20 protein-coding genes are annotated in these 21,059 nt (G+C 55.1%); 12 read left to right on the top strand and 8 right to left on the bottom strand.

All coding sequences use genetic code 11. The features are described 5' to 3' along the window. Positions 1 to 47: 47 nt before the first annotated feature. From HALO_RS05095 to tatC, 4 genes are all read left to right on the top strand, one after another. On the top strand, positions 48 to 440 hold the full coding sequence (locus tag HALO_RS05095; protein WP_050713138.1) for a phosphoribosyl-ATP diphosphatase: 393 nt from the start codon (positions 48 to 50) through the stop codon (positions 438 to 440). Positions 441 to 558: 118 nt separating this feature from the next. Next, a complete protein-coding gene (tatA, locus tag HALO_RS05090) occupies positions 559 to 852 on the top strand; it encodes a Sec-independent protein translocase subunit TatA (protein ID WP_035585522.1) in 294 nt (97 codons plus the stop codon). 3 nt (positions 853 to 855) lie between these two features. Next, a complete protein-coding gene (gene tatB, locus HALO_RS05085) occupies positions 856 to 1,368 on the top strand; it encodes a Sec-independent protein translocase protein TatB (protein WP_035585525.1) in 513 nt (170 codons plus the stop codon). After that, the gene (gene tatC, locus HALO_RS05080) at positions 1,365 to 2,156 is read left to right on the top strand and encodes a twin-arginine translocase subunit TatC (protein WP_035585528.1); all 792 of its coding nucleotides are present in this window, start codon (positions 1,365 to 1,367) and stop codon (positions 2,154 to 2,156) included. Before tatB ends, tatC begins: the two co-directional genes overlap by 4 nt. A gap of 80 nt (positions 2,157 to 2,236) precedes the next feature. Here tatC and elbB read toward each other — a convergent pair whose 3' ends face one another. Then, on the bottom strand, positions 2,237 to 2,908 hold the full coding sequence (gene elbB, locus HALO_RS05075; RefSeq protein WP_035585530.1) for an isoprenoid biosynthesis glyoxalase ElbB: 672 nt from the start codon (positions 2,906 to 2,908) through the stop codon (positions 2,237 to 2,239). 200 nt (positions 2,909 to 3,108) lie between these two features. Between elbB and hemB the strand changes: the two genes are divergently transcribed. After that, on the top strand, positions 3,109 to 4,119 hold the full coding sequence (gene hemB / locus HALO_RS05070) for a porphobilinogen synthase (protein WP_035585532.1): 1,011 nt from the start codon (positions 3,109 to 3,111) through the stop codon (positions 4,117 to 4,119). 107 nt (positions 4,120 to 4,226) lie between these two features. Then, positions 4,227 to 6,416, top strand: a complete 2,190-nt coding sequence (gene ppk1 / locus HALO_RS05065) for a polyphosphate kinase 1 (protein WP_035585534.1) — start codon at positions 4,227 to 4,229, stop codon at positions 6,414 to 6,416. 86 nt (positions 6,417 to 6,502) lie between these two features. Here ppk1 and metE read toward each other — a convergent pair whose 3' ends face one another. Next, positions 6,503 to 8,800, bottom strand: coding sequence for a 5-methyltetrahydropteroyltriglutamate--homocysteine S-methyltransferase (gene metE / locus HALO_RS05060; protein ID WP_050713137.1), 2,298 nt, complete (start codon positions 8,798 to 8,800; stop codon positions 6,503 to 6,505). A 115-nt stretch (positions 8,801 to 8,915) separates the two neighbouring features. Between metE and HALO_RS05055 the strand changes: the two genes are divergently transcribed. Next, positions 8,916 to 9,854 carry a LysR family transcriptional regulator gene (locus HALO_RS05055; RefSeq protein ID WP_035585538.1) on the top strand — a complete coding sequence of 313 codons (939 nt, stop codon included), beginning with the start codon at positions 8,916 to 8,918 and terminating at the stop codon, positions 9,852 to 9,854. On the opposite strand, the gene HALO_RS05050 is transcribed toward HALO_RS05055, so the two are convergent. The 4 genes from HALO_RS05050 to HALO_RS05035 all read right to left on the bottom strand — a co-directional run bounded on the left by HALO_RS05050 (position 9,817) and on the right by HALO_RS05035 (position 14,602). Beyond that, entirely contained in the window at positions 9,817 to 11,412 is a 1,596-nt protein-coding gene (locus HALO_RS05050; protein ID WP_035585540.1) for an ATP-binding protein, read from the bottom strand. The two genes, HALO_RS05055 and HALO_RS05050, sit on opposite strands and share 38 nt — an antisense overlap. A 20-nt stretch (positions 11,413 to 11,432) precedes the next feature. Beyond that, on the bottom strand, positions 11,433 to 12,191 hold the full coding sequence (locus tag HALO_RS05045; protein ID WP_050713136.1) for a response regulator: 759 nt from the start codon (positions 12,189 to 12,191) through the stop codon (positions 11,433 to 11,435). A 484-nt stretch (positions 12,192 to 12,675) separates the two neighbouring features. Continuing rightward, entirely contained in the window at positions 12,676 to 13,191 is a 516-nt protein-coding gene (locus tag HALO_RS05040; RefSeq protein ID WP_035585755.1) for a retropepsin-like aspartic protease family protein, read from the bottom strand. Positions 13,192 to 13,249: 58 nt separating this feature from the next. Beyond that, positions 13,250 to 14,602: an MFS transporter gene (locus tag HALO_RS05035; protein ID WP_035585544.1), complete on the bottom strand. Its 1,353-nt coding sequence runs from the start codon at positions 14,600 to 14,602 to the stop codon at positions 13,250 to 13,252. A gap of 143 nt (positions 14,603 to 14,745) precedes the next feature. Here HALO_RS05035 and HALO_RS05030 point away from each other — a divergent pair, with 143 nt between their 5' ends. The 4 genes from HALO_RS05030 to HALO_RS23200 are packed head-to-tail and all read left to right on the top strand — an operon-like array spanning position 14,746 to position 17,760. Further along, positions 14,746 to 15,528, top strand: a complete 783-nt coding sequence (locus HALO_RS05030) for a substrate-binding periplasmic protein (RefSeq protein ID WP_231896811.1) — start codon at positions 14,746 to 14,748, stop codon at positions 15,526 to 15,528. 6 nt (positions 15,529 to 15,534) lie between these two features. Continuing rightward, on the top strand, positions 15,535 to 16,287 hold the full coding sequence (locus tag HALO_RS05025; protein WP_231896810.1) for a substrate-binding periplasmic protein: 753 nt from the start codon (positions 15,535 to 15,537) through the stop codon (positions 16,285 to 16,287). Then, entirely contained in the window at positions 16,284 to 17,570 is a 1,287-nt protein-coding gene (locus tag HALO_RS05020; protein ID WP_035585546.1) for a GGDEF domain-containing protein, read from the top strand. Before HALO_RS05025 ends, HALO_RS05020 begins: the two co-directional genes overlap by 4 nt. 19 nt (positions 17,571 to 17,589) lie before the next feature. Then, positions 17,590 to 17,760, top strand: a complete 171-nt coding sequence (locus HALO_RS23200) for a hypothetical protein (RefSeq protein ID WP_172821657.1) — start codon at positions 17,590 to 17,592, stop codon at positions 17,758 to 17,760. An 88-nt stretch (positions 17,761 to 17,848) separates the two neighbouring features. Here HALO_RS23200 and HALO_RS05015 read toward each other — a convergent pair whose 3' ends face one another. Next, a complete protein-coding gene (locus tag HALO_RS05015) occupies positions 17,849 to 19,474 on the bottom strand; it encodes a BCCT family transporter (RefSeq protein WP_050713135.1) in 1,626 nt (541 codons plus the stop codon). Positions 19,475 to 19,704: 230 nt separating this feature from the next. On the opposite strand from HALO_RS05015, the gene HALO_RS05010 reads away from it, so the two are divergent. Then, positions 19,705 to 20,064 carry a hypothetical protein gene (locus tag HALO_RS05010; protein WP_035585550.1) on the top strand — a complete coding sequence of 120 codons (360 nt, stop codon included), beginning with the start codon at positions 19,705 to 19,707 and terminating at the stop codon, positions 20,062 to 20,064. 74 nt (positions 20,065 to 20,138) lie between these two features. Here the strand turns inward: HALO_RS05010 and HALO_RS05005 are convergent, their stop codons facing one another. Then, positions 20,139 to 21,035 (bottom strand): AEC family transporter, encoded by an 897-nt coding sequence (locus tag HALO_RS05005; protein WP_035585760.1) that lies wholly within the window; start codon positions 21,033 to 21,035, stop codon positions 20,139 to 20,141. Positions 21,036 to 21,059 lie beyond the last annotated feature (24 nt).

The raw sequence follows: 21,059 nt of genomic DNA, 5'->3' as shown, positions 1-21,059 counted from the left end.
GTCTGAACAACAAAAGAGCGACGCACTAAACGTTTACAAGGATTCCCATGGACAGCAATGCATCATCGCCTAATGGTTTGTCGACCAATACTTTTTCGACAAACAGTGCCAATGTACTAGATACTCTCAATGAGGTATTAAAGCAGCGGCGCCATGCAGCGGCGGAAGATTCTTATGTTGCCTCCTTGCATCATAAGGGCTTGAACAAGATACTCGAAAAGGTGGGCGAAGAAGCGACCGAAACAGTGCTGGCGGCAAAAGACGCCGAGCAAGGTGGAGAGGCTGAACGCCAGGCGTTGATTTCTGAAACCGCGGACCTGTGGTTTCATAGTCTGGTGATGCTTTCGCACCTGGGGATGGATCATCAAGCTGTTTTAGACGAACTGGCACGGCGCGTTGGCATTTCCGGACACGAGGAAAAGGCTTCCCGCCAGCCATAGCGGTCACTACTGTCGCATAGTGGTAACGCACGTAATGTAATACTGCTCTTAGCAATTAAGGCTCGTCGAAACTGGGCTAGTGTTAAAAAGATCGTTAACCATCCATGAGGAAACGCATATGTTAGGTGGTATTAGTATTTGGCAGTTGCTGATTGTGCTGGGCATTATCATCCTGGTTTTCGGCACCAAAAAACTGCGTAACGTGGGCACCGACCTGGGCGGTGCGGTCAAGGGCTTCAAGAAAGCCATCAACGACGAAGAGAAAAATAAAGAGTCTGATAAAGAGGAGGCCGACCAGCCCCATGCCAAAGTGAGCCATGAAGAGCCAGGCAACACTTATGACGTTCAGGCCGAAGAGAAAAAAGCGGCTGAAAACCGCTCTTCGGATGTCCATAACGAAGAGCGCAAATAAACCATGCTGGATATCGGCTTTCTTGAACTGATGCTGATTGGTGTCGTCGGGCTGTTGGTACTGGGTCCCGAGCGCCTGCCCCGCGCTGCTCGAACGGCGGGCATGTGGATTGGCAAAATCAAGCGCACGGTATCCGGTATGCAGCGTGAAATCAGCGCCCAGCTGGAAGCAGAAGAGCTACGTCAAAAGCTTAACGAGCAGCAACAGAAGCTCGATGACAGCTTGAAGAAAGCCAAGCTGGACGTAGAGAGTATTGCCGATGCCCCCGCGGGTGCTGACGCCATGCCTTCTGATACGCCGTCGACCCAGGCAGCGCAGAGCGACACGGAGCAGCGGGTTGCCAAGGCCAGCGCTCGACTGGATGACGCCCTGCAAACGGTGCGTGAAGAAACGCCTCCGCCCTCTTCAACGCCCGCCCCGGCAGCGCCCGCCCGCGAAGCAGAACCTGAAACGGCTAAACCTGAATCGGCTGCACCCAATACGGCTGAATCTGAAAAGGATCGTAATCACCAATGAGTATGTCTGGCGATTCAAAGGAGCCGCGGGAAGAACAGAGCCAAGCCCCACTGATTGAGCACCTGATCGAGTTACGCTCGCGGCTAATGCGTGCCGTGATCGTGATTTTGGTGGTCTTTTTGGGCCTCTACTCCTTTGCCAATGATATCTATACCTTTGTTGCCGAGCCGTTAATGGCGCTTCTGCCTGAAGGCTCGCAGATGATCGCTACGGAAGTCGCGTCGCCGTTCTTGGCGCCGTTCAAACTCACCCTGGTGGTGGCGGTGTTTATCGCTATTCCCTTCGTACTGCACCAAGCCTGGGCGTTTATCGCCCCGGGGCTTTACGACAATGAAAAAGCGCTGGCGATTCCGATTCTGGTTTCAAGCATTGCGCTGTTCTACGGCGGCGCGGCATTTGCCTATTACGTGGTGTTTCCACTGCTATTCGAGTTTTTCACCCAAACCGGGCCGGAAAATGTCGCTGTCATGACCGACATTAACCAGTATCTGAACTTCGTTCTTAAGCTGTTTTTTGCCTTTGGCGTGGCGTTTGAAATCCCCATTGCGACCTTCTTACTTATTCTTTCTGGCGCTACCACGGTAGAGAGCCTGTCTAAAAAGCGCCCTTATATTCTGCTAGGCTGCTTCGTGGTGGGTATGCTACTCACCCCGCCAGACGTGATTTCTCAGAGCCTGCTGGCGATTCCGATGTACCTGCTTTATGAAGTTGGGCTGCTGTTTGGCCGTCTGGTGCGTAAGCGCAAACAGGAACAAGAGGCTGCTGAAGATCAAGAGGCCGATGTATAGCGCAGACAATTGACTGATAAGTCATTAAAAAAGCCGCCGCCATCAATGATGGCGGCGGCTTTTAAATGGCTTGCACTTATTTACTCAGTGGTTAAATCCATCATTTCATTGATGCGGTCTACCAGCTTAAAAATGCCCGTTGCAGCTTCGCTGATTCGCGTTGCCAACATATAGGCTGGCGTAGTCACCACGCGGTGTTCAATATCCACTACGATATCTTCTACCCCACAGCTCCGGTGAAGCCCGCCCATGGCGCTAATTGCCCCGGAAACCGCTGGGTCATTGCCCACCGTTACCGCAATGCCGTCATCAAACAGGCGGGGCACAATGACGGGCGCAATACACATCAAACCAATCGGCTTGTTTTCTTGTCGAAAGCCTATCAGCGCCTCTTTTAGTGCCTCTAACACCTGCATATCGTCACCGGCGCTGGCAAAGTCCGACAGGTTCTTGGCGATGCCAAAACCACCGGGGACAATGACAGCATCAAAATCGTCCGCCACTAATTCGTTCAATGGACTAATGTCGCCCCGTGCCAAGCGGGCAGACTCCAGCAGCACGTTACGCTGCTCGCCCTCAACGACTTCTTGGGTGAGGTGGTTAACCACATGGTGCTGCTCAATATCCGGGGCAAAACAGCGGTAATCAATCCCCAACTGATCCAGGCGCAGCAGCGTCAGCGTGGTCTCATAGATTTCCGAACCATCGTAAACGCCGCAGCCGGCTAAAATCACTGCCACCTGTTTGGTCATGCCTATCTCCTTATCCCAGGGTCTGCCGAAGGCAATACAGCAAAGCAATCGCTCACTTTAGACACTCTGTCGTGTTGTCACAAGGCGGCTTTCGCCGCAAGGCATGGCTGATATACTCCCTCCAGGCCTTCAGGCATGTTTATTTACGATCCTTAATGTTCACGTTACCTGATCTTTACTACTTCTAATGGAGAGACACCTTGAGTACACCCACTGCCCGCCATTTTCCCGCCACGCGTATGCGCCGTATGCGCCGCGATGATTTTTCACGCCGGTTGATGCAGGAGAACAGCCTAACCCCATCCGACCTGATTCTGCCGGTGTTTGTACTAGAGGGGGAAAATCAGCGCGAAACCATCGCCTCCATGCCCGGCGTTGAGCGGCTCTCGATCGACCTGTTAATCGAGCAAGCCCGCGAGGCGTATGCACTGGGCATCCCGGCGCTGGCACTGTTTCCTGTGGTCGGCCCCGAGCATAAAAGTGAGCTTGCCGAAGAGGCCTATAGCGCTAGCGGCTTAGTTCAACGCAGCGTGCGTGCCCTTAAAGAAGCTCTGCCCGACTTAGGCATTATCACCGACGTGGCCCTTGACCCTTATACCAGCCACGGCCAGGACGGTATCCTTGATGAGCACGGCTACGTACAGAATGACCGCACGGTGGACACGCTGCTCAAACAGGCGCTTTCCCATGCCGAAGCCGGTGCCGACGTCGTGGCCCCTTCCGATATGATGGATGGGCGGATCTGCGCGATTCGTCAGGTATTAGAGCAAGAGCACCTGCACAACGTGCGTATTATGGCCTACAGCGCCAAATACGCATCGCACTACTACGGGCCTTTTCGCGATGCGGTCGGTTCAGCTGCCAACTTAGGCAAAGCGGACAAGCGCACCTATCAAATGGACCCCGCCAATAGCGATGAAGCGCTCCACGAAGTGGCCATGGATATCGCCGAAGGCGCCGATATGGTGATGGTCAAACCCGGCATGCCCTACTTGGATATCGTGCGGCGGGTAAAAAGCGAACTGCAGGTGCCCACCTTCGCTTACCAAGTCAGTGGCGAGTACGCCATGCACCGCGCCGCTTTCGATAACGGCTGGTTGGAAGCGGAGACGGTGATACTGGAGTCGTTGATGTGCTTCAAGCGAGCAGGCGCGGATGGCATTCTGACTTACTTTGCCCTCGATGCCGCGCGTTTACTTCAGCAACGCTAAGATGACAACCAGGTGACACCTGTTTGTCATCTTCTCCCCGCATACTGCACTGATATACCAGTATCAGGCTATGATACCTTCGAGCTATCAACGCGGGGAGATCCACCATGGACGAGCAAGCATCAGATTCATTACCACTATCGTCTACTGATCACACCAGCAGCGATGGCGATATGCCGCTACGGATTAACCGTACTCCAACCGGCGTTCAGGCGCGTGAAGCGCAGCCTGAAACCGACCTGGACGACACCCAGCTCTACTTTAACCGCGAGCTATCGCATCTCCAGTTTAATATCCGGGTGTTGGAGCAAGCCTTAGACGACGCTCACCCGCTGCTCAACCGGCTGATGTTTCTACTGATTTTCTCCTCCAATATGGATGAGTTCTTCGAGATCCGAGTGGCGGGCTTGAAGCATCAGATTGCCCTGGGCGACGACACCACCGCCGCCGATGGTCGGTTGCCCAAGGCGGTGTTGGCGGAGATCGCGCAGCTTGCTCACGCGCAAATCGATCGCCAGTACCAGATACTCAACGACACCTTACTGCCCGCGCTGGAAACCCACGGGCTACGCTTTCGGCGCCGCGATCAGTGGACCGATGAGCAGAAGGCCTGGGTTAAGGCGTTCTTCGATAATGAAATCATGCCGGTTATCAGCCCAATCGGGCTTGACCCCTCGCACCCCTTTCCGCGCCTGGTCAATAAAAGCCTTAACTTTATTGTTGAGCTAGAGGGTAAGGATGCCTTTGGCCGCGCCGGTGGTATGGCGATTCTACCCGCGCCGCGTTCGCTGCCGCGTCTCATGGCACTGCCTAAAGAGCTATGCGAAGAGGGCTTTTCCGAGTACGTCTTTCTGTCGTCGATGATTCATGCCCATGCCGAGGAGCTGTTTCCTGGCATGAGCGTGCGTGGCTGCTACCAATTCCGGCTGACCCGCAACGCGGATATGAGCGTTGACCCAGAGGAGGTCTCGGATCTCGCCTCGGCGCTGCGCGGTGAGCTACTGGCGCGCCGCTACGGCAGCGGCGTGCGCCTGGAAGTCGCCGACAGCTGCCCGGATGACTTAATCAACTTTTTGCTGCGCCAGTTTGAGCTTGAGAGCGACGACCTGTATCGCGTCAAGGGGCCGGTCAACCTAACCCGCATGATGTCGGTGCTAGGCGATGTGGACCGTCCCGAACTGCTCTACCGGCCGTTCACCCCAAGCATTCCCAAAGCGCTTAAGGCGGGTAGCCTGTTTGACGCTATTGCCAAGAACGACATTTTGCTCCATCACCCCTTCCAGTCGTTTACGCCGATTGAAGACCTGCTGCGCGAAGCTGCCCGTGACCCCCATGTACTGGCGGTGAAGCAGACCCTTTACCGTACGGGTGCCGACTCGGCTATTGTTAATGCCCTGGTAGAAGCGGCCAGCCAGGGGAAAGAAGTCACCGTGGTCATTGAGCTGCGCGCACGCTTTGATGAAGCCGATAACCTACAGTTGGCTTCTCGCCTGCAAGAAGCCGGAGCGATCGTTGTTTACGGTATTATGGCCTACAAAACCCACGCCAAAATGCTGCACATTGTGCGCCGCGAGAAAGGGGAACTGTGCTACTACGCCCATCTGGGCACCGGCAACTACCACTCTAAAACCGCCAAACTTTATACCGACTACAGCCTGCTGACCGCCAATAAAGCGCTGTGTGCCGATGTGCATAAAGTTTTTCAGCAGCTATCGGGGATGGGCCGGGCGCGCAAAATCGACACGCTATTGCACGCGCCGTTCACGCTACATGAGCGGCTAGTGGCAATGATTGAGCGCGAGGCGCAGATAGCGCGCAAGGGTAAGCGCGGGCATATCATTATTAAGTGCAACTCGTTAACCGAGCCCAAGCTTATCAAAGCACTCTACCGAGCCTCCCAGGCGGGGGTCGAGTGCGACTTAATTATTCGTGGCATGTGCTGTTTGAAACCGGGGGTACCTGGCGTTTCTGACAACATTCGCGTGCGCTCGATTATTGGCCGGCTGCTGGAGCATACCCGGGTATTCCATTTCCACAATGACGGCAAGTCGGAGACCTGGTGTTCTAGCGCGGACTTTATGTCGCGTAATATGTTCCATCGTGTAGAGACCTGCTTTCCGCTGCTGGATAAGAAGCTCGCCACTCGGGTGCGTAAGGATCTCGAAACTTACCTGGTGGATAACTGCCAGAGTTGGCTGCTGCAAACAGACGGCAGCTATCAGCTACAAGACCCAGGTGAAGCCGATGCGATCAGCGCCCAGGAAACGCTGCTCTACGCCTATGCTTCGAAAAGCTAGGCACTGATAAGCAAGGCATCGAAAAGTTAGCGCTCATACTCAACCCGCTGCTTAATGCAGCGGGTTTGATTCTGGCCTGCGAAAACTCAAGCGTATCGTTGACGTAACACCTTAGCCGCTTCCACCATATTGGCCAGCGCTGGCTCTACTTCTGCCCAGCCACGGGTTTTTAGGCCGCAGTCCGGGTTTACCCATAGCCGTTCAGCGGGGATCTTTTCCAAGGCTTTCTCCATCAAATCGACCATCCAGCTCACCTCGGGAATATTGGGGGTGTGGATATCGTAAACCCCTGGGCCGATTTCGTTGGGGTAAGCGAAGTCCTGAAAGGCATCCAACAGGTGCATATCCGAGCGCGACGTTTCAATGGTAATCACATCGGCATCAAGGGCTGCAATCGCGCCAATGATGTCGTTGAACTCCGAGTAGCACATATGGGTATGAATCTGAGTGGCATTGCCAACACCCGCGGCGCTTAGCTGGAAGCTCTCCMCCGCCCAGTCCAGATAGGACTGCCACTCATGCTGACGCAGGGGTAATCCTTCGCGCAGCGCCGGTTCATCGATTTGAATAATCTTGATCCCGGCCTTCTCCAGGTCTACTACCTCATCGCGCAGTGCCAGGGCGATCTGACGACAGGTGGTTTCCCGCGGCTGGTCATCGCGTACAAACGACCACTGCAGAATCGTCACTGGTCCTGTAAGCATGCCCTTCATGGGTTTGTCGGTCAGGGTTTGGGCATACTCGCTCCAACGCACCGTCATCGGTGCAGGCCGCGATACATCACCAAAAATGACCGGTGGTTTTACGCAGCGTGAACCGTAGCTCTGCACCCAGCCAAAGCGGGTAAAGGCAAAGCCGTCAAGCTGCTCGCCAAAGTACTCCACCATGTCGTTGCGCTCGGCCTCGCCGTGCACCGGGACATCAATGCCCAGTGCTTGCTGGCGCTCAACGGCGTAAGCGATCTCGGCCTGCATCCGGGCTTCGTAGCCGGTTAGCGCTAGCTCGCCGGTTTTAAAAGCGCGCCTGGCGGCACGGATATCATCGGTTTGCGGGAAAGAACCAATCGTGGTGGTGGGAAATAGCGGCAGCTTAAGCGCCCGTCGCTGAGCCTCAGCGCGGACAGGATAAGGCGCCTGGCGTTGACTATCGGCGGGGCTAACCGCTGCCAAACGCTGGCTGACCACATATTGGTGAATACGGGTTGATTCGCGCCGGGCATCCAAGGCCCGAGTGGCCTGATCCAGACGCTGCTCATCAACAGGCGTGACGCGGTTATCGATCAAGCGCGCCAGGGTCACCACCTCGTCAAGCTTCTGCCGTGCGAAGGCCAGCCAGCTGATTAGCTCACCATCAAGATCACTCTCCTGCGCTAAATCCACCGGCACGTGGAGTAGCGAACAGCTCGGCGCCAGCCAGAGCCGCTGGCCCAGGCGTACTTTTAACGGCAGCAGGCGTTCGCGCAAGGCAGCCAAATCGGCCCGCCAGATGTTGCGGCCATCAACAAACCCCACCGATAGCACCTGGTGCGGACCAAGGCGGTCAATCACGCTTTCTACCTGCTGCGGCGCGCGCACGGCATCAATGTGCAAACCCGCCACGGGCAAGCGGGTCGCCAGCGAGAGGTTGTCCCCCAAGCCACCGAAGTAAGTAGCCAGCAACAGTTTTAGCGGCGCTGACTGAAGGCGATGATAGGCGCGCTCATAGGCCTGCTGCCACGCCAGCGGTAGATCCTGCACCAGGGCAGGTTCGTCCAGTTGCACCCACTCGATGCCTTGGGTAGCAAGCCGCGCTAATATTTCGCCATACACGTTGAGTACGCTGTCGAGTAGCGTCAGGCGGTCAAAGTCATCCCCCTTGGTTTTGCCTAACCATAACCAGGTTAGCGGCCCCGTTAGCGTTACCTTGGGGGTAAATCCTGCGCGTAGCGCTTCATCCACTTCATCAAATAGACGGTTAGACGCCAGGGTAAAGGTTTGCCCTGCGTGCAGTTCGGGGACCAGGTAGTGGTAGTTGGTATCGAAGTACTTAGTCATTTCACACGCCGCGGCGGGCTCACCGCTGGGCGCTCTCCCCCGGGCCATGCGGAAGGTAGTATCAAGGTCGACCTTGCCGTCAGCCACCTCTGCTTGGGCGTTAAAGCGGTCAGGCACCGCCCCCAGCGCCACTGAAACGTTAAGCACTTGATCGTAAAAGGCGAAATCGCCCACGCTCACTAAATCCAACCCGGCATCCTGCTGCGCCTGCCAGTGACGTAAGCGCAACGCACGGCCGGTGCTTTCCAGCTCGCTACGCGTGCACTCGCCTTTCCAGTACGCTTCCGTGGCCTTTTTAAGCTCGCGCTGGGCGCCGATGCGGGGATAGCCGAGAATATGAGAAACTGTCATGATGAACCCTACCAACGTGAATAATTTCACACAGTCTGGGCACCGCAACCCGATGAATCAAACTAAAGTTTCTAATAGTAAAGATGAACAATACTCACAATGATTGAGCCACTACATGATTGAGTTACGACACCTTCGCACGCTGCTGGCGCTGCGCGAAACCGGCTCTCTGGTCGATGCTGCCGATCGCGTGCATTTGACCCAATCGGCGTTATCACACCAGCTCAAAGATCTTGAGAGCCGCGTCGACAGCGCGCTGTTTGTGCGCAAAACCCGCCCGGTGGAATTCACCCGCGCGGGGCTGCGCCTGCTCGCCCTGGCTGACCAGGTACTGCCGGAAGTCCGTAAGGCGGAGCGTGATTTGGCGCGCCTTGCAGGCACCGAACAGGGCCGTTTACATATGGCCATTGAGTGCCACAGCTGTTTCCAGTGGCTAATGCCGACGGTGGATTATTTTCGCGATCACTGGCCGGAAGTAGAGATCGATATCCCTAGTGGCCACCACTTCGACCCGCTGCCAGCGCTTGCCCGCGAGCAGCTAGATCTCGTTATCACCGCCGACCCCCAGCCCCTTGAGGGCATTCACTACGCGCCGCTGTTTCGCTATGAAGGCTTATTGGCCGTCGCCCGTCAGCACCCTTTTGCAGGTGGGGGCTTTATAGAACCCCAGGCGCTGGCCGATGAAACTTTAATTACCTACCCTGTTGAGCAGTCGCGGCTGGATATTTTTACCCAATTTTTGCAGCCAGCGAATGTGCGCCCCAAGGAGATACGCACCGCCGAATTGACGATCATGATGATGCAACTGGTGGCCAGCGGGCGCGGCGTCTGCGCACTGCCCAACTGGGCGCTAACCGAGTATTTAGAGCGCGATTACGTCTGTGCGGTGAAACTGGGTGAGCAGGGGGTATGGAGCACGCTGTATGCGGCGATTCGCGAAGAGACCCGAGAAGCGCCATGGATGCAGGATTTCTTACGCACTGCGCGGGAGACCTCCTTTGCAGTGCTAACGGGGGTTAAGCCGGCGGATCGCGACGCGGAACCAGCAGCGTAAAGCGTGCCCCGCCCAAAGTCGGGCTGGTATCGATGGTCACGCTACCGCCGTGCCCGGCCATGATTTTCTGCACAATCGAAAGCCCTAGCCCATAGCCACCGGAGCTGCGGGCGCGGCTGTCGTCCAATCGGGCAAAGGGTTTGAAGATATCCGCCCGCGCTTCCGGCGGAATACCGGGGCCGTCATCCTCGACATCGATACGCACCAGATTGGGCTCATCCCAGAGTTGAATCACCACCTGGGACTTAGCATAGCGACAGGCGTTACCGACTAAATTCTGTACCGCGCGCTGGAGATAGCGCGGCTCCGCCATCAGTTCGATTTCAGGGCACGGGGCAAGCGCCAGCGCTAAACCTTTGTGTAGCGGCGACAGCGTATCGATCACCCGTTCGGCCATGGCCCGACACTCCACCAGTGCTGTTTCTAGCTCGGCGCCGTTCACCGTTTCGCCACCCAGGCGGGCATAGGTGAGGATTTCATCGACCAGTTCATCGAGTTCAGCAATATCCGCATCAATGCCCTGAAGCTGGCGGCGAATGGCGGGCTGGTCGGTCATATCCTCGACCATTTGCACGGCAAAGCGAATGCGCGCTACCGGGGTTCGCAGCTCGTGGGAAACCGCCCGGATCATCTCTTGTTGACCGCGCAGCAGGCTCTGCACCTGATTGGCCATGCCGTTGAACGCCATGCCCAAGCGGCCTAAAAAGTCACCGCTCTCGACCTTTACACGGGTTTCCAAGCGGCCACTGGCGATCCGCGTGGCGGCCAATTCCAAGCGCGCCATACGGGCTTCAATACTGCGCATAATCAAATAGATAATCAGGCTGAGCACGATCATCAGCCCCACCAGAAGGGGTAAGTGCAAATTCAGCGGCAAGGTGTCGCCGCGGGATATGGGMCCCGCTTGCAGCCATTGCGACTCGCCAGGCAACTGATAGAGCAGGGTAATCGACAGCTTATCGGAGAGTAGCCGGGTGATAACGTGCCCGCTGGCCAGTTGGCCCTGCTGCTGCACGGTCAACCCCGCAGGCAACGACGATAAAAGCTGCAGTGGCCAGCTTCCAGGACGCAGTTCGGCGATACGGTCGTCTCGCGCTTGCGCGGGCGCTGCGGCGAGCCACTCACCTAGCAGCTCAATGCTGCCATACCACTGATGCTCGCTCCAGTCATCCAGGCGCGCTTGCAGCAGCCATGTGTCGCCGGGCAGGCGCTGTTGCAATAGCCAGGGGCTTTCGGCGACCAGTATTTTGCCCTGCTCCAGGCGAGACCGCTCAAAATAGTCCAAGTCCGCCTTGCTAATAGGCTGTAGGGTCAGCTGCACATCTAGCTGTTGTGAAAAACGTTCAAGCAAAACATTTCGCTGGGCTAGCGGCGCGTCGGCGAGCTGCTGCGTCATCAGCGACATGGGTAGCGCGGCAAGCTGCTCACGGTAGTCTTCGCGGCGCACCTGTTCGATAAAGGAGCGCCCCGCTAACGCGATCATAAACACCACGAGTAGCGCGATGCCCAGCAACAAATAGAAGCGTAAAAACGAGCCGTTACTGAGCACCCGCCGCATGATGCTGTCCCTCTGAATGATCAACTGTCCTTGACGAAGAGATAACCTTTACTGCGCACGGTTTTGATCCGGTGGGGCTGGTTAGGATCATCGCCAATCTTGGGACGTATGCGCGATACGCGTACATCAATAGAGCGGTCTTGGCCGTCGTACTTAATACCCCGTAAGTCGCTAAATATCTCTTCACGGGTGAGCACACGGCCAGCGTTACGGCCCAGTAGCCAAAGCAGGYCGAACTCGGCGCTGGTTAAATCGATTCGCTCCCCCGACAGCCAGGCTTCGCGGGTGGCGTTATCGATTTCCAGATTTTCAAAGCGCAGCCGCATTTCGCCGTCCGGGGCTGGCCCGTCGGCGCGGCGCAGCAGCGCGCGCATACGCGCCAGCAGCACTCGCGGTTGTACCGGCTTCGGTACATAGTCATCAGCACCCATTTCAAGACCCAACACCTGGTCAAGGTCATCGGTGCGCGCGGTCAGCATCATGATCGGGCCGGCAAAATTGGGTCTAACCCGGCGGCAAATCGCCAAGCCATCCTCCCCTGGCAGCATTAAGTCTAAAATCACCAGATCGGGCTGCAGGGTTAAAATACGCTCGACCCCTTTAGCCCCATCAGCTTCCAGCGTTACTTGGAAGCCATTCGCTTCCAAGTAATCACGGGTAAGCTCGGCTAAACGCTGGTCATCCTCAATGATCAAGACATGATCTTGATCGGGATAGTCAGGCATTACAGACTCTTGCGACTCAAGCGCCTGAAATTGCTGTTCCAAATGATCTACCATCCTCTTTATGCACTCCGCTTAGGCTGTTTATTTTCTCACCCGCTTACCCAATATCAACGCAGGCGCCCATTATTGACACTCAGGATAACTCAAAACCATCAAAACACCCGCTTCTGTCTTTACAACCACGCTTATTGATGAATACGTTCGCCCTAACACTTGATTCTCGCACCTGCGGGAGCTAATGTTAAAGCGCTAACTGTCGACAATTTGACAGGAGGAACCTGCAATGGGAAGTAGCAAAACGAAAAGTGTCATTAAACGTGTTTACGTTCCAACCCAAGTGCGCGACCTGCCCAATGGGGAAAAGTTGAAAATCCCGGGGCATTATAAGGCGCCGCCCGGTGAAGGAAACGACACCCTTGAGTAATGTATGATTGAGTAACGATGACTAAAGCATACCAAAAAGGCAGACCCYCAGAGGTCTGCCTTTTTTGCCTTAAGCTTCCGGCCAATCTATCAATCCCACACTCACCACTTGAACTCACTGCTCGGGAAGGCTCAATACCATCTCGCCCGCCTGTATTTCAATCGACAATAAATTCAAAAAGCTCATGCCGAGAAGTACGGTGTCGCGCTCCATGCCGGGACTAATTGAACCCTGGACATTCTGCACTTTTAGTCCGCCCAGGGAAACCTCAGCCAGTTCGGTTAAAGTGCCTTCGACTCGGCCATTGGCGGTATTAAACCAAGCGCTACGCCCAGGCTGCAAACCGAGCTCGTCGGCTAGCTCAGACGGTACCGCCACATAAGTGGCACCCGTGTCGAGTAAAAAGGTCACCGGCGTGCCATTGATGCGCCCAGGCGCCTCAAAATGCCCGGCACGGTTACGCTGTAAGGTAACCGGCTCACCCGCAGGCAGCGTATGCACAATATTCGCGTTGGGGCGCATCATTTTTTCCAGGCCACCGTGAATCCACCAAGTGCCCACCGCCATTAACAGTACCCAAAACAGCAGCATCATAACGATACTACCGCGCTGGGCCGTTTGACTTGCCATGTGCGTTGCCATACTCCACCTCACTGAGGTCAGGACGCCCTTTCAAGCCTTATGGTTGCTAGGACTGTTTGGCTTCCCAGGCGAGTGCCGCCTCCCGGCCACGGCGCTCGTTGACCCTGGCACAAATCAGCATAGCGATAACGAACAAGGCAACACAGAGTAGAATAGACGCTTGCAAGCCAATCAGCGTTTGCAGGACACCCAGCATGACAATGCCTAATACCCCCGCTAGCTTATTTGCCAACCCCCAGAAACCAAAAAACTCTGCTGATTTAGCCAAGGGCGAAAACAACCCCACCAGCGCCCTGCTTGCCGACTGGCTAGAACCTAGGCTAAGCCCCGCCAGGCAGCCAACCAACAGAAACAGGTGCTGGGCCTGCCACTCCAGGTCAAAACGGCCGTTGATCCACTGGGTAAGTTCAGGCGTTGCCCAGATAGCAATAATCGCCAGCACCCATAGCGCCAGGGTCATTTGGTAAGTACGTTTGGCGCCTAGCTGATCCTGTATCCAGCCAAACCCCAGGGCCCCTGCCGCAGCGGTAATTTGGACAATAATGAACATGATATTGCGCACGCTTTCATCCCAACCAATCACTTGAGCGCCATAAATGAAGGCGAACGCGATGATGATGTAGACCCCGGCCATCGAGAACAGCAGCGAAATCAGAAATACGGTCAGGTCTTTAAAGTGGCGCAACTCGTGAAAAGTGGTTGTGACGCGATTGAGAGCAATATGCCGATAAGAGACGCCACGAGGCTGGGGCGTACCACGCTCCTTTAGCCATAAAAAAGTCGGAATAGCGGTAATCAGAAAAAATCCGGCAGCGAAGGGCCCTACCCAGCGGATGCGCTCAAAGTTGTCCGCGCTGGCCTCGCCTAGCACCACCAGGGTGAAGCCAGCCGCAAATAAACCGCCGATGTAACCTAACGCCCAACCAAAACCGGAAATTTTGCCCAGCGATTGCGGCGGCCCAAGCTCGGGTAAAAAAGCGGCAATAAACGACTCCCCCATTGAATAAGCGTAGTTGGACAGCACAATCAGTAACAGCCCGATGATGACATAGCCCGGTTCAACAAAATAAAGCATCGCCGTGGTGACGACGGTGGCAAGATAGCTGATCAGCAGAAAGCGCTTTTTCTCTGCCCGGTAATCCATCACGGCGCCGCACAGCGGCGCCGTGATCACCACCATCAGATAACTAACCGCCAAGGCCAGACTCCATAAGAAGTTAGCAAGCCGGAAGTTATCGCCCCGATCGCCCACAATGACGGTGGTAAACAGCTCGCCAAATACCACAGTAATAATCAGTAGCGTGTAGGCCTGGTTGGCAAAATCAAACATCGCCCAGCCGAAAATTTCTCGACGCGATGCGTAGCCATCCGTCGCCTTAACAGTGTTAGCAGGCAGCATTAGCTTTCTCTCACAAGGGAAGCCGTAAGCCTAGCAGGTGGAACCGGCAAAATGCCACGGCTTGCGTTGGCAGATTAGAGGTGACAGCCGACCAGCGTTGCTCTAAGTTTGATTGATTGATCAGTAATACGGATAGAACTGCGATGGGATTAGCCCAGCCATCTCTACGGCCAGTGTACCGACAACCCTTAACCGGGTTGATGGCCGCGCTATGCCTCTGGCTGGCAATCGTCGCAAGCGGACAGGCTGATGAGCCCGACACCTTGGCGGCATTAACCTTTATTACTGAAGAGTACCCGCCCTATAACTATATCGATAATCAACAATTAACCGGTATATCAATTGATTTGTTGGAGGCTATTTTTGCGGCCACCAAGACACCTCTCAGCCGCCATGACGTCCGCAACTACCCCTGGATTCGCGGCTATGAGCTGGCGCTAAGTCAGCCTAACACGGTGCTGTTCTCCACCACTCGCACCCCAGCCAGAGAAAGCAATTTTCACTGGGKGGGGCCGATTGCTCAAGATCGGGTCGTACTGCTTGCTCATCGCGACGCACCGGTGACGATTGAGTCTTTGCCACAGGCGATTGATCGCGGCTTGAGCATAGCGGTCATTCGGGAAGATATTGGCGCCCAAGCGCTATTAGAAGCGGGCTACCCTGAACGCCTACTGGTACCGGCCATTGATAACCGTAGCGCGCTCAATATGCTGACCCGTGGGCGCGTTGATTTATGGGCTTACAGTGAAGAGGTGGCTGCCTGGATAGCTGAGTCGGAAGGTTATCCTAAAGATGATTTAATCCCGATACACACTCTCAGTGAATCTTCGCTATACTTTGCCATAAACCAAGCCACCGACCAACGCTTGGTAACGCTGATGCAGCAGGCATTAGACAGGGTGATAGCGGAACGGCCCCAGAGGTAGTTGACGATGGCTAATGACGTTACTCGCCGATGGCGATACCGCATGGGCGTTGCTCTGCTCACCACGCTCGGCAGCTACAGTATCTCACTCCATGCGATGCCACTAGAGGCTACAACAGAAACGCTGCCGCTAACGATCAACACTGAAGAGTACCCACCGTTCAACTATTCGGACGGCCAAGGGCGAATTACCGGCAGTGCAACGTTGCTGCTACGTGATGCGCTACGCCAGGCAGACATCGAGGCTTATTTTCGGCTACTGCCTTGGGCACGCGCTTACACCGAAGCACGCTTACGCGATAATCACTGCGTCTACTCCACGACCCGCACCCAGGAGCGTGAAGCGCTGTTTCAATGGGTGGGGCCGCTGGTAGTTAATGAATGGGCAGCGTTTAGTTTAGCGGAGCGCGAACTCAGCATCGCGTCGCTTTCAGAGCTACACGCTTGGCGGGTGGGCAGTTTTCGCGAAGATGCTGTAGGCGATTATGTTGCTTCTAGCGGCATTAATGTTCTTCTTGCTCCCTCGGAGCGAGAAAATATCGCGCGTTTAAAGGCGGGCCTGCTAGATGTGATCGTGACAGGTAAAGCAACCGGTGAATTTATGGCACAAGAACAAGACATCGCGTTAGCGCATTTGTTTACCTTTTACCGCGCCCCCCTCTATCTCGCCTGCCACCCCAGCGTGTCTGAAGCGCTGCTGGCACGCCTGCAAACGCAGTTGGATGCCCTGCACCGCAATGTGCAGAAGGAGAGCCAGTGATCAGCCCTCGCCCGCGGTTTCCTCTCTCCGCCCCCGGCCCTAAAAAAGGCAGCCTGACCACCAAGCAAGCGCTACTCACACTGCTGATCGCTATGCTGATTAGTGGCGTAGCGGGCAGCATCGAACTGCTCAGCCACGCCACCAAAATGCGCCAGGAAACCGAGCAACGCATCACCCAGCAGTTGACAATTGTCAACGGTGCCGCAGCAGAAGCCGCTTTCCAGCTTAACCCAGACCTCGCCCACCAAATCGCCTATGGGCTGTTTAATGATAACGAGGTCGCATGGGTATCGATTCGTGACGATTTTGGCCGCGCGCTGGCTGAATTCGATAGGCCCGAACAGGCTGGTTCGACCTGGCTCAGCCAGTATTTATTTGGCGATATACTGCACTACCGAACCTCCCTCGCTTATTACATGGGCAGCGATATGCCGGAAGCGGTCGTCGGCGAAATTGAACTGATGCTGGCAGAAGGCTACTTAACTCAGCAGTTTTTGGCGCGTATTTATACGGTGGTCGGGGTGAGTATTTTAGAGGCGTTTATTTTAAGCCTTGTCATCATCACCTTTTTCCACCTTTTCATTACCCGACCACTGCTCAAAGTACACGCAGCTATTGCCCAAACCGACCCCACTCAACCTGGGAAATGGTCCAAGCCAGTGTTGAAGGGCCATCAGCATGATGAATTGGGTCATCTGGTGGATAGCTTGGATCATTTGCTAAAAGCGTTTCAGCAAGGCTTGGAACAGCGCGACCAGCTCCATCACCTCTCTAATATGGATGGCTTAACGGGCGTGGCGAACCGCCGCCAATTTGATGACTTCTATCAGCGCCACTGGCACTTGGCACAGCAAACACAGCAGTCGCTCTCAGTGATTTTTATCGATATTGATAACTTTAAAGAGTTTAACGATCACTATGGTCATGCCATGGGTGACGATACGCTACGCGCGGTGGCTAATGCGCTCAATCAGTGTATCGACCCCGCCAAGGACTTACTCGCCCGCTACGGCGGCGAAGAGTTTGTCTGTGTACTGCCGGGCCAAGATCATGACGACGCAGTGGGCGTTGCCAACTGCTTGCGCGAAGCCGTGTTGTCGCTGGCCATTCCCCACGCTTTTTCCAGCACCCACTCAGACCTTACCGTTAGCATGGGCGTGGCCAGCATGTCGCCCGGCTTTTTGATTAGCGCTGAAGCGCTGATTGAACGCGCAGACCAGCACCTCTACCGCGCCAAACGACTGGGCCGAAACCGGGTCGAGACACGCAAACGCCCGGCATAAAGCCAGGCGTTAAGCTCGAATGTTGCGGGGAGCCGATGCTTTAGAGCAACCAGTGAGCGGCTACAGCGGCCAGACCAATGACCATAGCCGTAAGCACAGCCACTGTGACTACCCGATCAAGCCAGCTATCAAAGGCAACCCTTTTGGACTGCCTGCGCGTCGCGCCATGGCGCCCTTGCCGCGCCATTAGCATGTTCGCTTCATGTGTCACTGCTCCCAAATGACCCCGCCCCGCAACCCCAGGCTTGGTTACTTTTTATTAGTGCTGATGAGTGATGCTAACTATTAATGCGCCGGTTGACCACACTCGGTGCACGGCGTAAGCGCTCTTCCTCGCCTAATAGTTCGGCTTCAAAGGCGTCAGCGCCCACCGGCGTTTCGCCATGGCGACGATAAAGCTGGGTAAGCATGGCTTTGCGGTCTGCGCGTAGCTCCTGGACTAACACAAACACCATCATATACAGGATAAAGGTGAACGGCAGTGCCGAAAGTACCGACGCCGACTGCAGCCCCGTTAAACCACCCGAGGCTATTAGCGTCAGGCAGATAGCGGCAATTAGCACGCCCCAAATGACCCGCTTATACAGCGGCGGATTGATCGAACCATTATCGGTCATTTGCGCTACGATATACGAAGCCGAGTCAGCGGAGGTCACCAGGAAAATAAAGATCAGCATCATCGCGACCACTGACAGCACGCCCGTGAAGGGCATTAGCTCAAACATCTCGAATAGCGCGACGGTGATATTATCCTGGGYCGCAGCCGCAAGCCCCACATCGGTGCCATTCAGCTCCATATGCAGCGCCGCGCCACCAAACACGCCGATCCACAAACAGGCTAGCAGCGGCGGCACAAACAGCACCCCAAACACATACTCTTTGATGGTACGGCCACGGGATACCCGGGCAATAAAGGTGCCAACAAAGGGCGACCAGGCAATGACCCAGGCCCAGTAGAAAATCGTCCAGCTGCTCGCCCACTCATTATCACTATAGGGTGAAATACGCAGGCTCATACCAATAAAGTTCTGCAGATAGTCACCAATGCCCACCGTGATAGTCTCTAGTATCGCCACGGTTGGGCCAGTGAACAGCACATACAGCATCAACCCGATACATAAAATCATATTGAGATTAGAGAGGCGTTTAATGCCTTTATCCAAGCCCGACCAAGTCGATGCCATATAGGCGCAGAACATTACGAAGAGAATCACAAACTGCCAAAAACCGTTCTCCGGCAGGCCAAAAACGGCGTTTAAACCACCGTTCATCTGCAGCACACCCAAGCCCAACGAGGTAGCAACGCCCATCACCGTGGCCACCACCGCAAACACATCCAACCAGGAAGCGTAGGGGCGAATTTTAGGATTCTTAGCCGTAATTGATGACAGCACGGAAGAGACTAACCCAGCCTGTCCCTTACGAAATTGAAAATAGGCGATGATCAAACCGACGATTGAGAAAGCCGCCCACTGATGTATCCCCCAGTTAAAATAGCTGTATTGAATGGCGTAACGGGCAGCCGCTTCGGTTTCGGCGGTTCTATCGCCATAGGGCGGCTCAATGAAGTGAAACATAGGCTCGGCCATGCCATAGAACACCAGCCCGACACCAAAGCCTGCGGCCAGCAGCATGCTGATCCACGAGAAAAACGTATAGTTGGGCCGACTGTCCTGAGGGCCTAAACGCACCTTGCCATATTTGCTCATGGCCAAACCAAACAGAAAGATCACAAAACCGAACACTGAGAATAGATAAAACCACCCGAATAGCCCGGTAATGGTAGTCAGCGCACTCTCTGCCGCGTTAGCAAACCCTTCAGGAAATGACGCTCCAACAATTACCAAGCCAAAGATAATCACCACTGATGCGATGAATACCGACTTGCCTCCATGATTAGCCATATAACCGTCCTGTTAGATGAGCTCTGTTTAGAAAAAGCACTGCGCAACTATCCGCATGCTTGTACAACTAAACTTGTCTTGTACAGCTTAATGGTAACAGTTGAAAAACCTAATCGCACTGTACGCAGATAATCGTAGGTATAGTCGACACACCTCCGCACTAGTGCCAAACAGTGAACTTGCTAGATCAACTGTGTTCAAATAGAGGCGAATAACCGATGGAGGCTCTTATGCCACAGATGAATCGCGACCAACGCAACGCTGCATGGCAAGCGGCAAACCAATGGCGCGCCCGTGCTGCGCAAACCCAACCAACCGGCTTGGCAGGCAGCCTAAAGCTGCTGTTCACATGGTTGGCGTTTGGCGCGTTGATGATAGTCGGCGTGGTACTCGGCCTGTTTTTCTTACTGATTGGCTGGGCAATGATGCCGTTTATGCGCCATAAAATGAAAAAGCGCATGGAGCAGATGCGCGCCCAGCAAGCGCAAGATATCGGCGGTGGCTACTCTCACGGGCACACGTCTACGCACAGCCGTCCAGGTCATCAGGACACTTTAGAAGGCAGCTATGAAGTTAAAGATGAACGTTAGTTAAGCAATTAGTCACTTTTTCACGCCACACTGTAAGCTCTGTATTTAGTCCTGTGCATCTAGTGTTGTGTCATTTATGACAGAGGCGGATACACCCAGGTAAATGCCGCGGCCAACGTTAGCGGCATCACCACCAAACTCCCCAGATTACCAATCAGTACCAGCGAAGCCACTTTCTGTGGTGCTAGCTGGTACTGCTCTGCGACCAAATAATTCAACACCGCAGGGGGCAACGCTGCAAACACCAGCAGTACCGCCAACTGCAGCGCATTTAGCGGCAATAACCACATTAATGGCAAGGCAATCACTAATCCGGAAAGCGGGCAAAGCACCGCCCCCAACATACCTGTACGCCAATCGCTAAAGTCAATCTCCAGTAGCCGCACCCCCAGCGCAAACAGCATCAGCGGAATACATACCCCACCCAGCATATGCATCGCCTCTAGCAGCCAACCAGGCAGCGGTAGCCCACTGATATTCACCGCTAAGCCCGCCAGACTCGCGAGTACAATGGGCATACGCAGCATTCGCCACAGCGAGGTGCGCGGGTTGAGCATGTAAAGCCCCACCGAAAAGTGCAGCAGCATTTCAACAATAAATACCACCACCGCCGCGGGCAGCGCCTCAGCACCAAACGCCAATACCAGCAGCGGCACGCCCATATTGCCGGCGTTATTGAACATCATCGGGGGAAGGAAAATTTTGCTATCCAGCTTTAACCACTTGGCCAGCGGCCACAACACCACCCCCGAGCCAAGTACTACCGCAATGGCGGCCGTAGCAAGCCAAGCATATTCTGCCAACGGCGCTTGACGGTCGGCCAGCACAGCGAATACCAATAGCGGAACGAACAGCTCCATATTGAGCGTATTGAGACTGCGAATATCCGGCGTACGGTAGCGCCCATAGACAGCGCCACAACCGGCGATTAAAAACACCGGCAGTAGAGTGGCCAGAATATGTCCAATCATACGGGCCACCCTGCCCTATTCCTT

It is taken from the genome of Halomonas sp. R57-5, assembly GCF_900070345.1.
In the GTDB taxonomy this organism is placed as follows: Bacteria; Pseudomonadota; Gammaproteobacteria; order Pseudomonadales; family Halomonadaceae; genus Vreelandella; species Vreelandella ventosae_B.
The sequence above is the reverse complement of the archived record's forward strand: the minus strand, read 5'-3'. Positions and strand labels throughout refer to the sequence as shown.

Coding starts and splice junctions, on each gene's coding strand:
- HALO_RS05095 (WP_050713138.1), top strand. CDS start 48: ATGGACAGCAATGCATCATCGCCTAATGGTTTGTCGACCAATACTTTT.
- tatA (WP_035585522.1), top strand. CDS start 559: ATGTTAGGTGGTATTAGTATTTGGCAGTTGCTGATTGTGCTGGGCATT.
- tatB (WP_035585525.1), top strand. CDS start 856: ATGCTGGATATCGGCTTTCTTGAACTGATGCTGATTGGTGTCGTCGGG.
- tatC (WP_035585528.1), top strand. CDS start 1,365: ATGAGTATGTCTGGCGATTCAAAGGAGCCGCGGGAAGAACAGAGCCAA.
- elbB (WP_035585530.1), bottom strand. CDS start 2,908: ATGACCAAACAGGTGGCAGTGATTTTAGCCGGCTGCGGCGTTTACGAT.
- ppk1 (WP_035585534.1), top strand. CDS start 4,227: ATGGACGAGCAAGCATCAGATTCATTACCACTATCGTCTACTGATCAC.
- HALO_RS05055 (WP_035585538.1), top strand. CDS start 8,916: ATGATTGAGTTACGACACCTTCGCACGCTGCTGGCGCTGCGCGAAACC.
- HALO_RS05040 (WP_035585755.1), bottom strand. CDS start 13,191: ATGGCAAGTCAAACGGCCCAGCGCGGTAGTATCGTTATGATGCTGCTG.
- HALO_RS05035 (WP_035585544.1), bottom strand. CDS start 14,602: ATGCTGCCTGCTAACACTGTTAAGGCGACGGATGGCTACGCATCGCGT.
- HALO_RS05025 (WP_231896810.1), top strand. CDS start 15,535: ATGGCTAATGACGTTACTCGCCGATGGCGATACCGCATGGGCGTTGCT.
- HALO_RS23200 (WP_172821657.1), top strand. CDS start 17,590: ATGTTGCGGGGAGCCGATGCTTTAGAGCAACCAGTGAGCGGCTACAGC.
- HALO_RS05010 (WP_035585550.1), top strand. CDS start 19,705: ATGCCACAGATGAATCGCGACCAACGCAACGCTGCATGGCAAGCGGCA.
- HALO_RS05005 (WP_035585760.1), bottom strand. CDS start 21,035: ATGATTGGACATATTCTGGCCACTCTACTGCCGGTGTTTTTAATCGCC.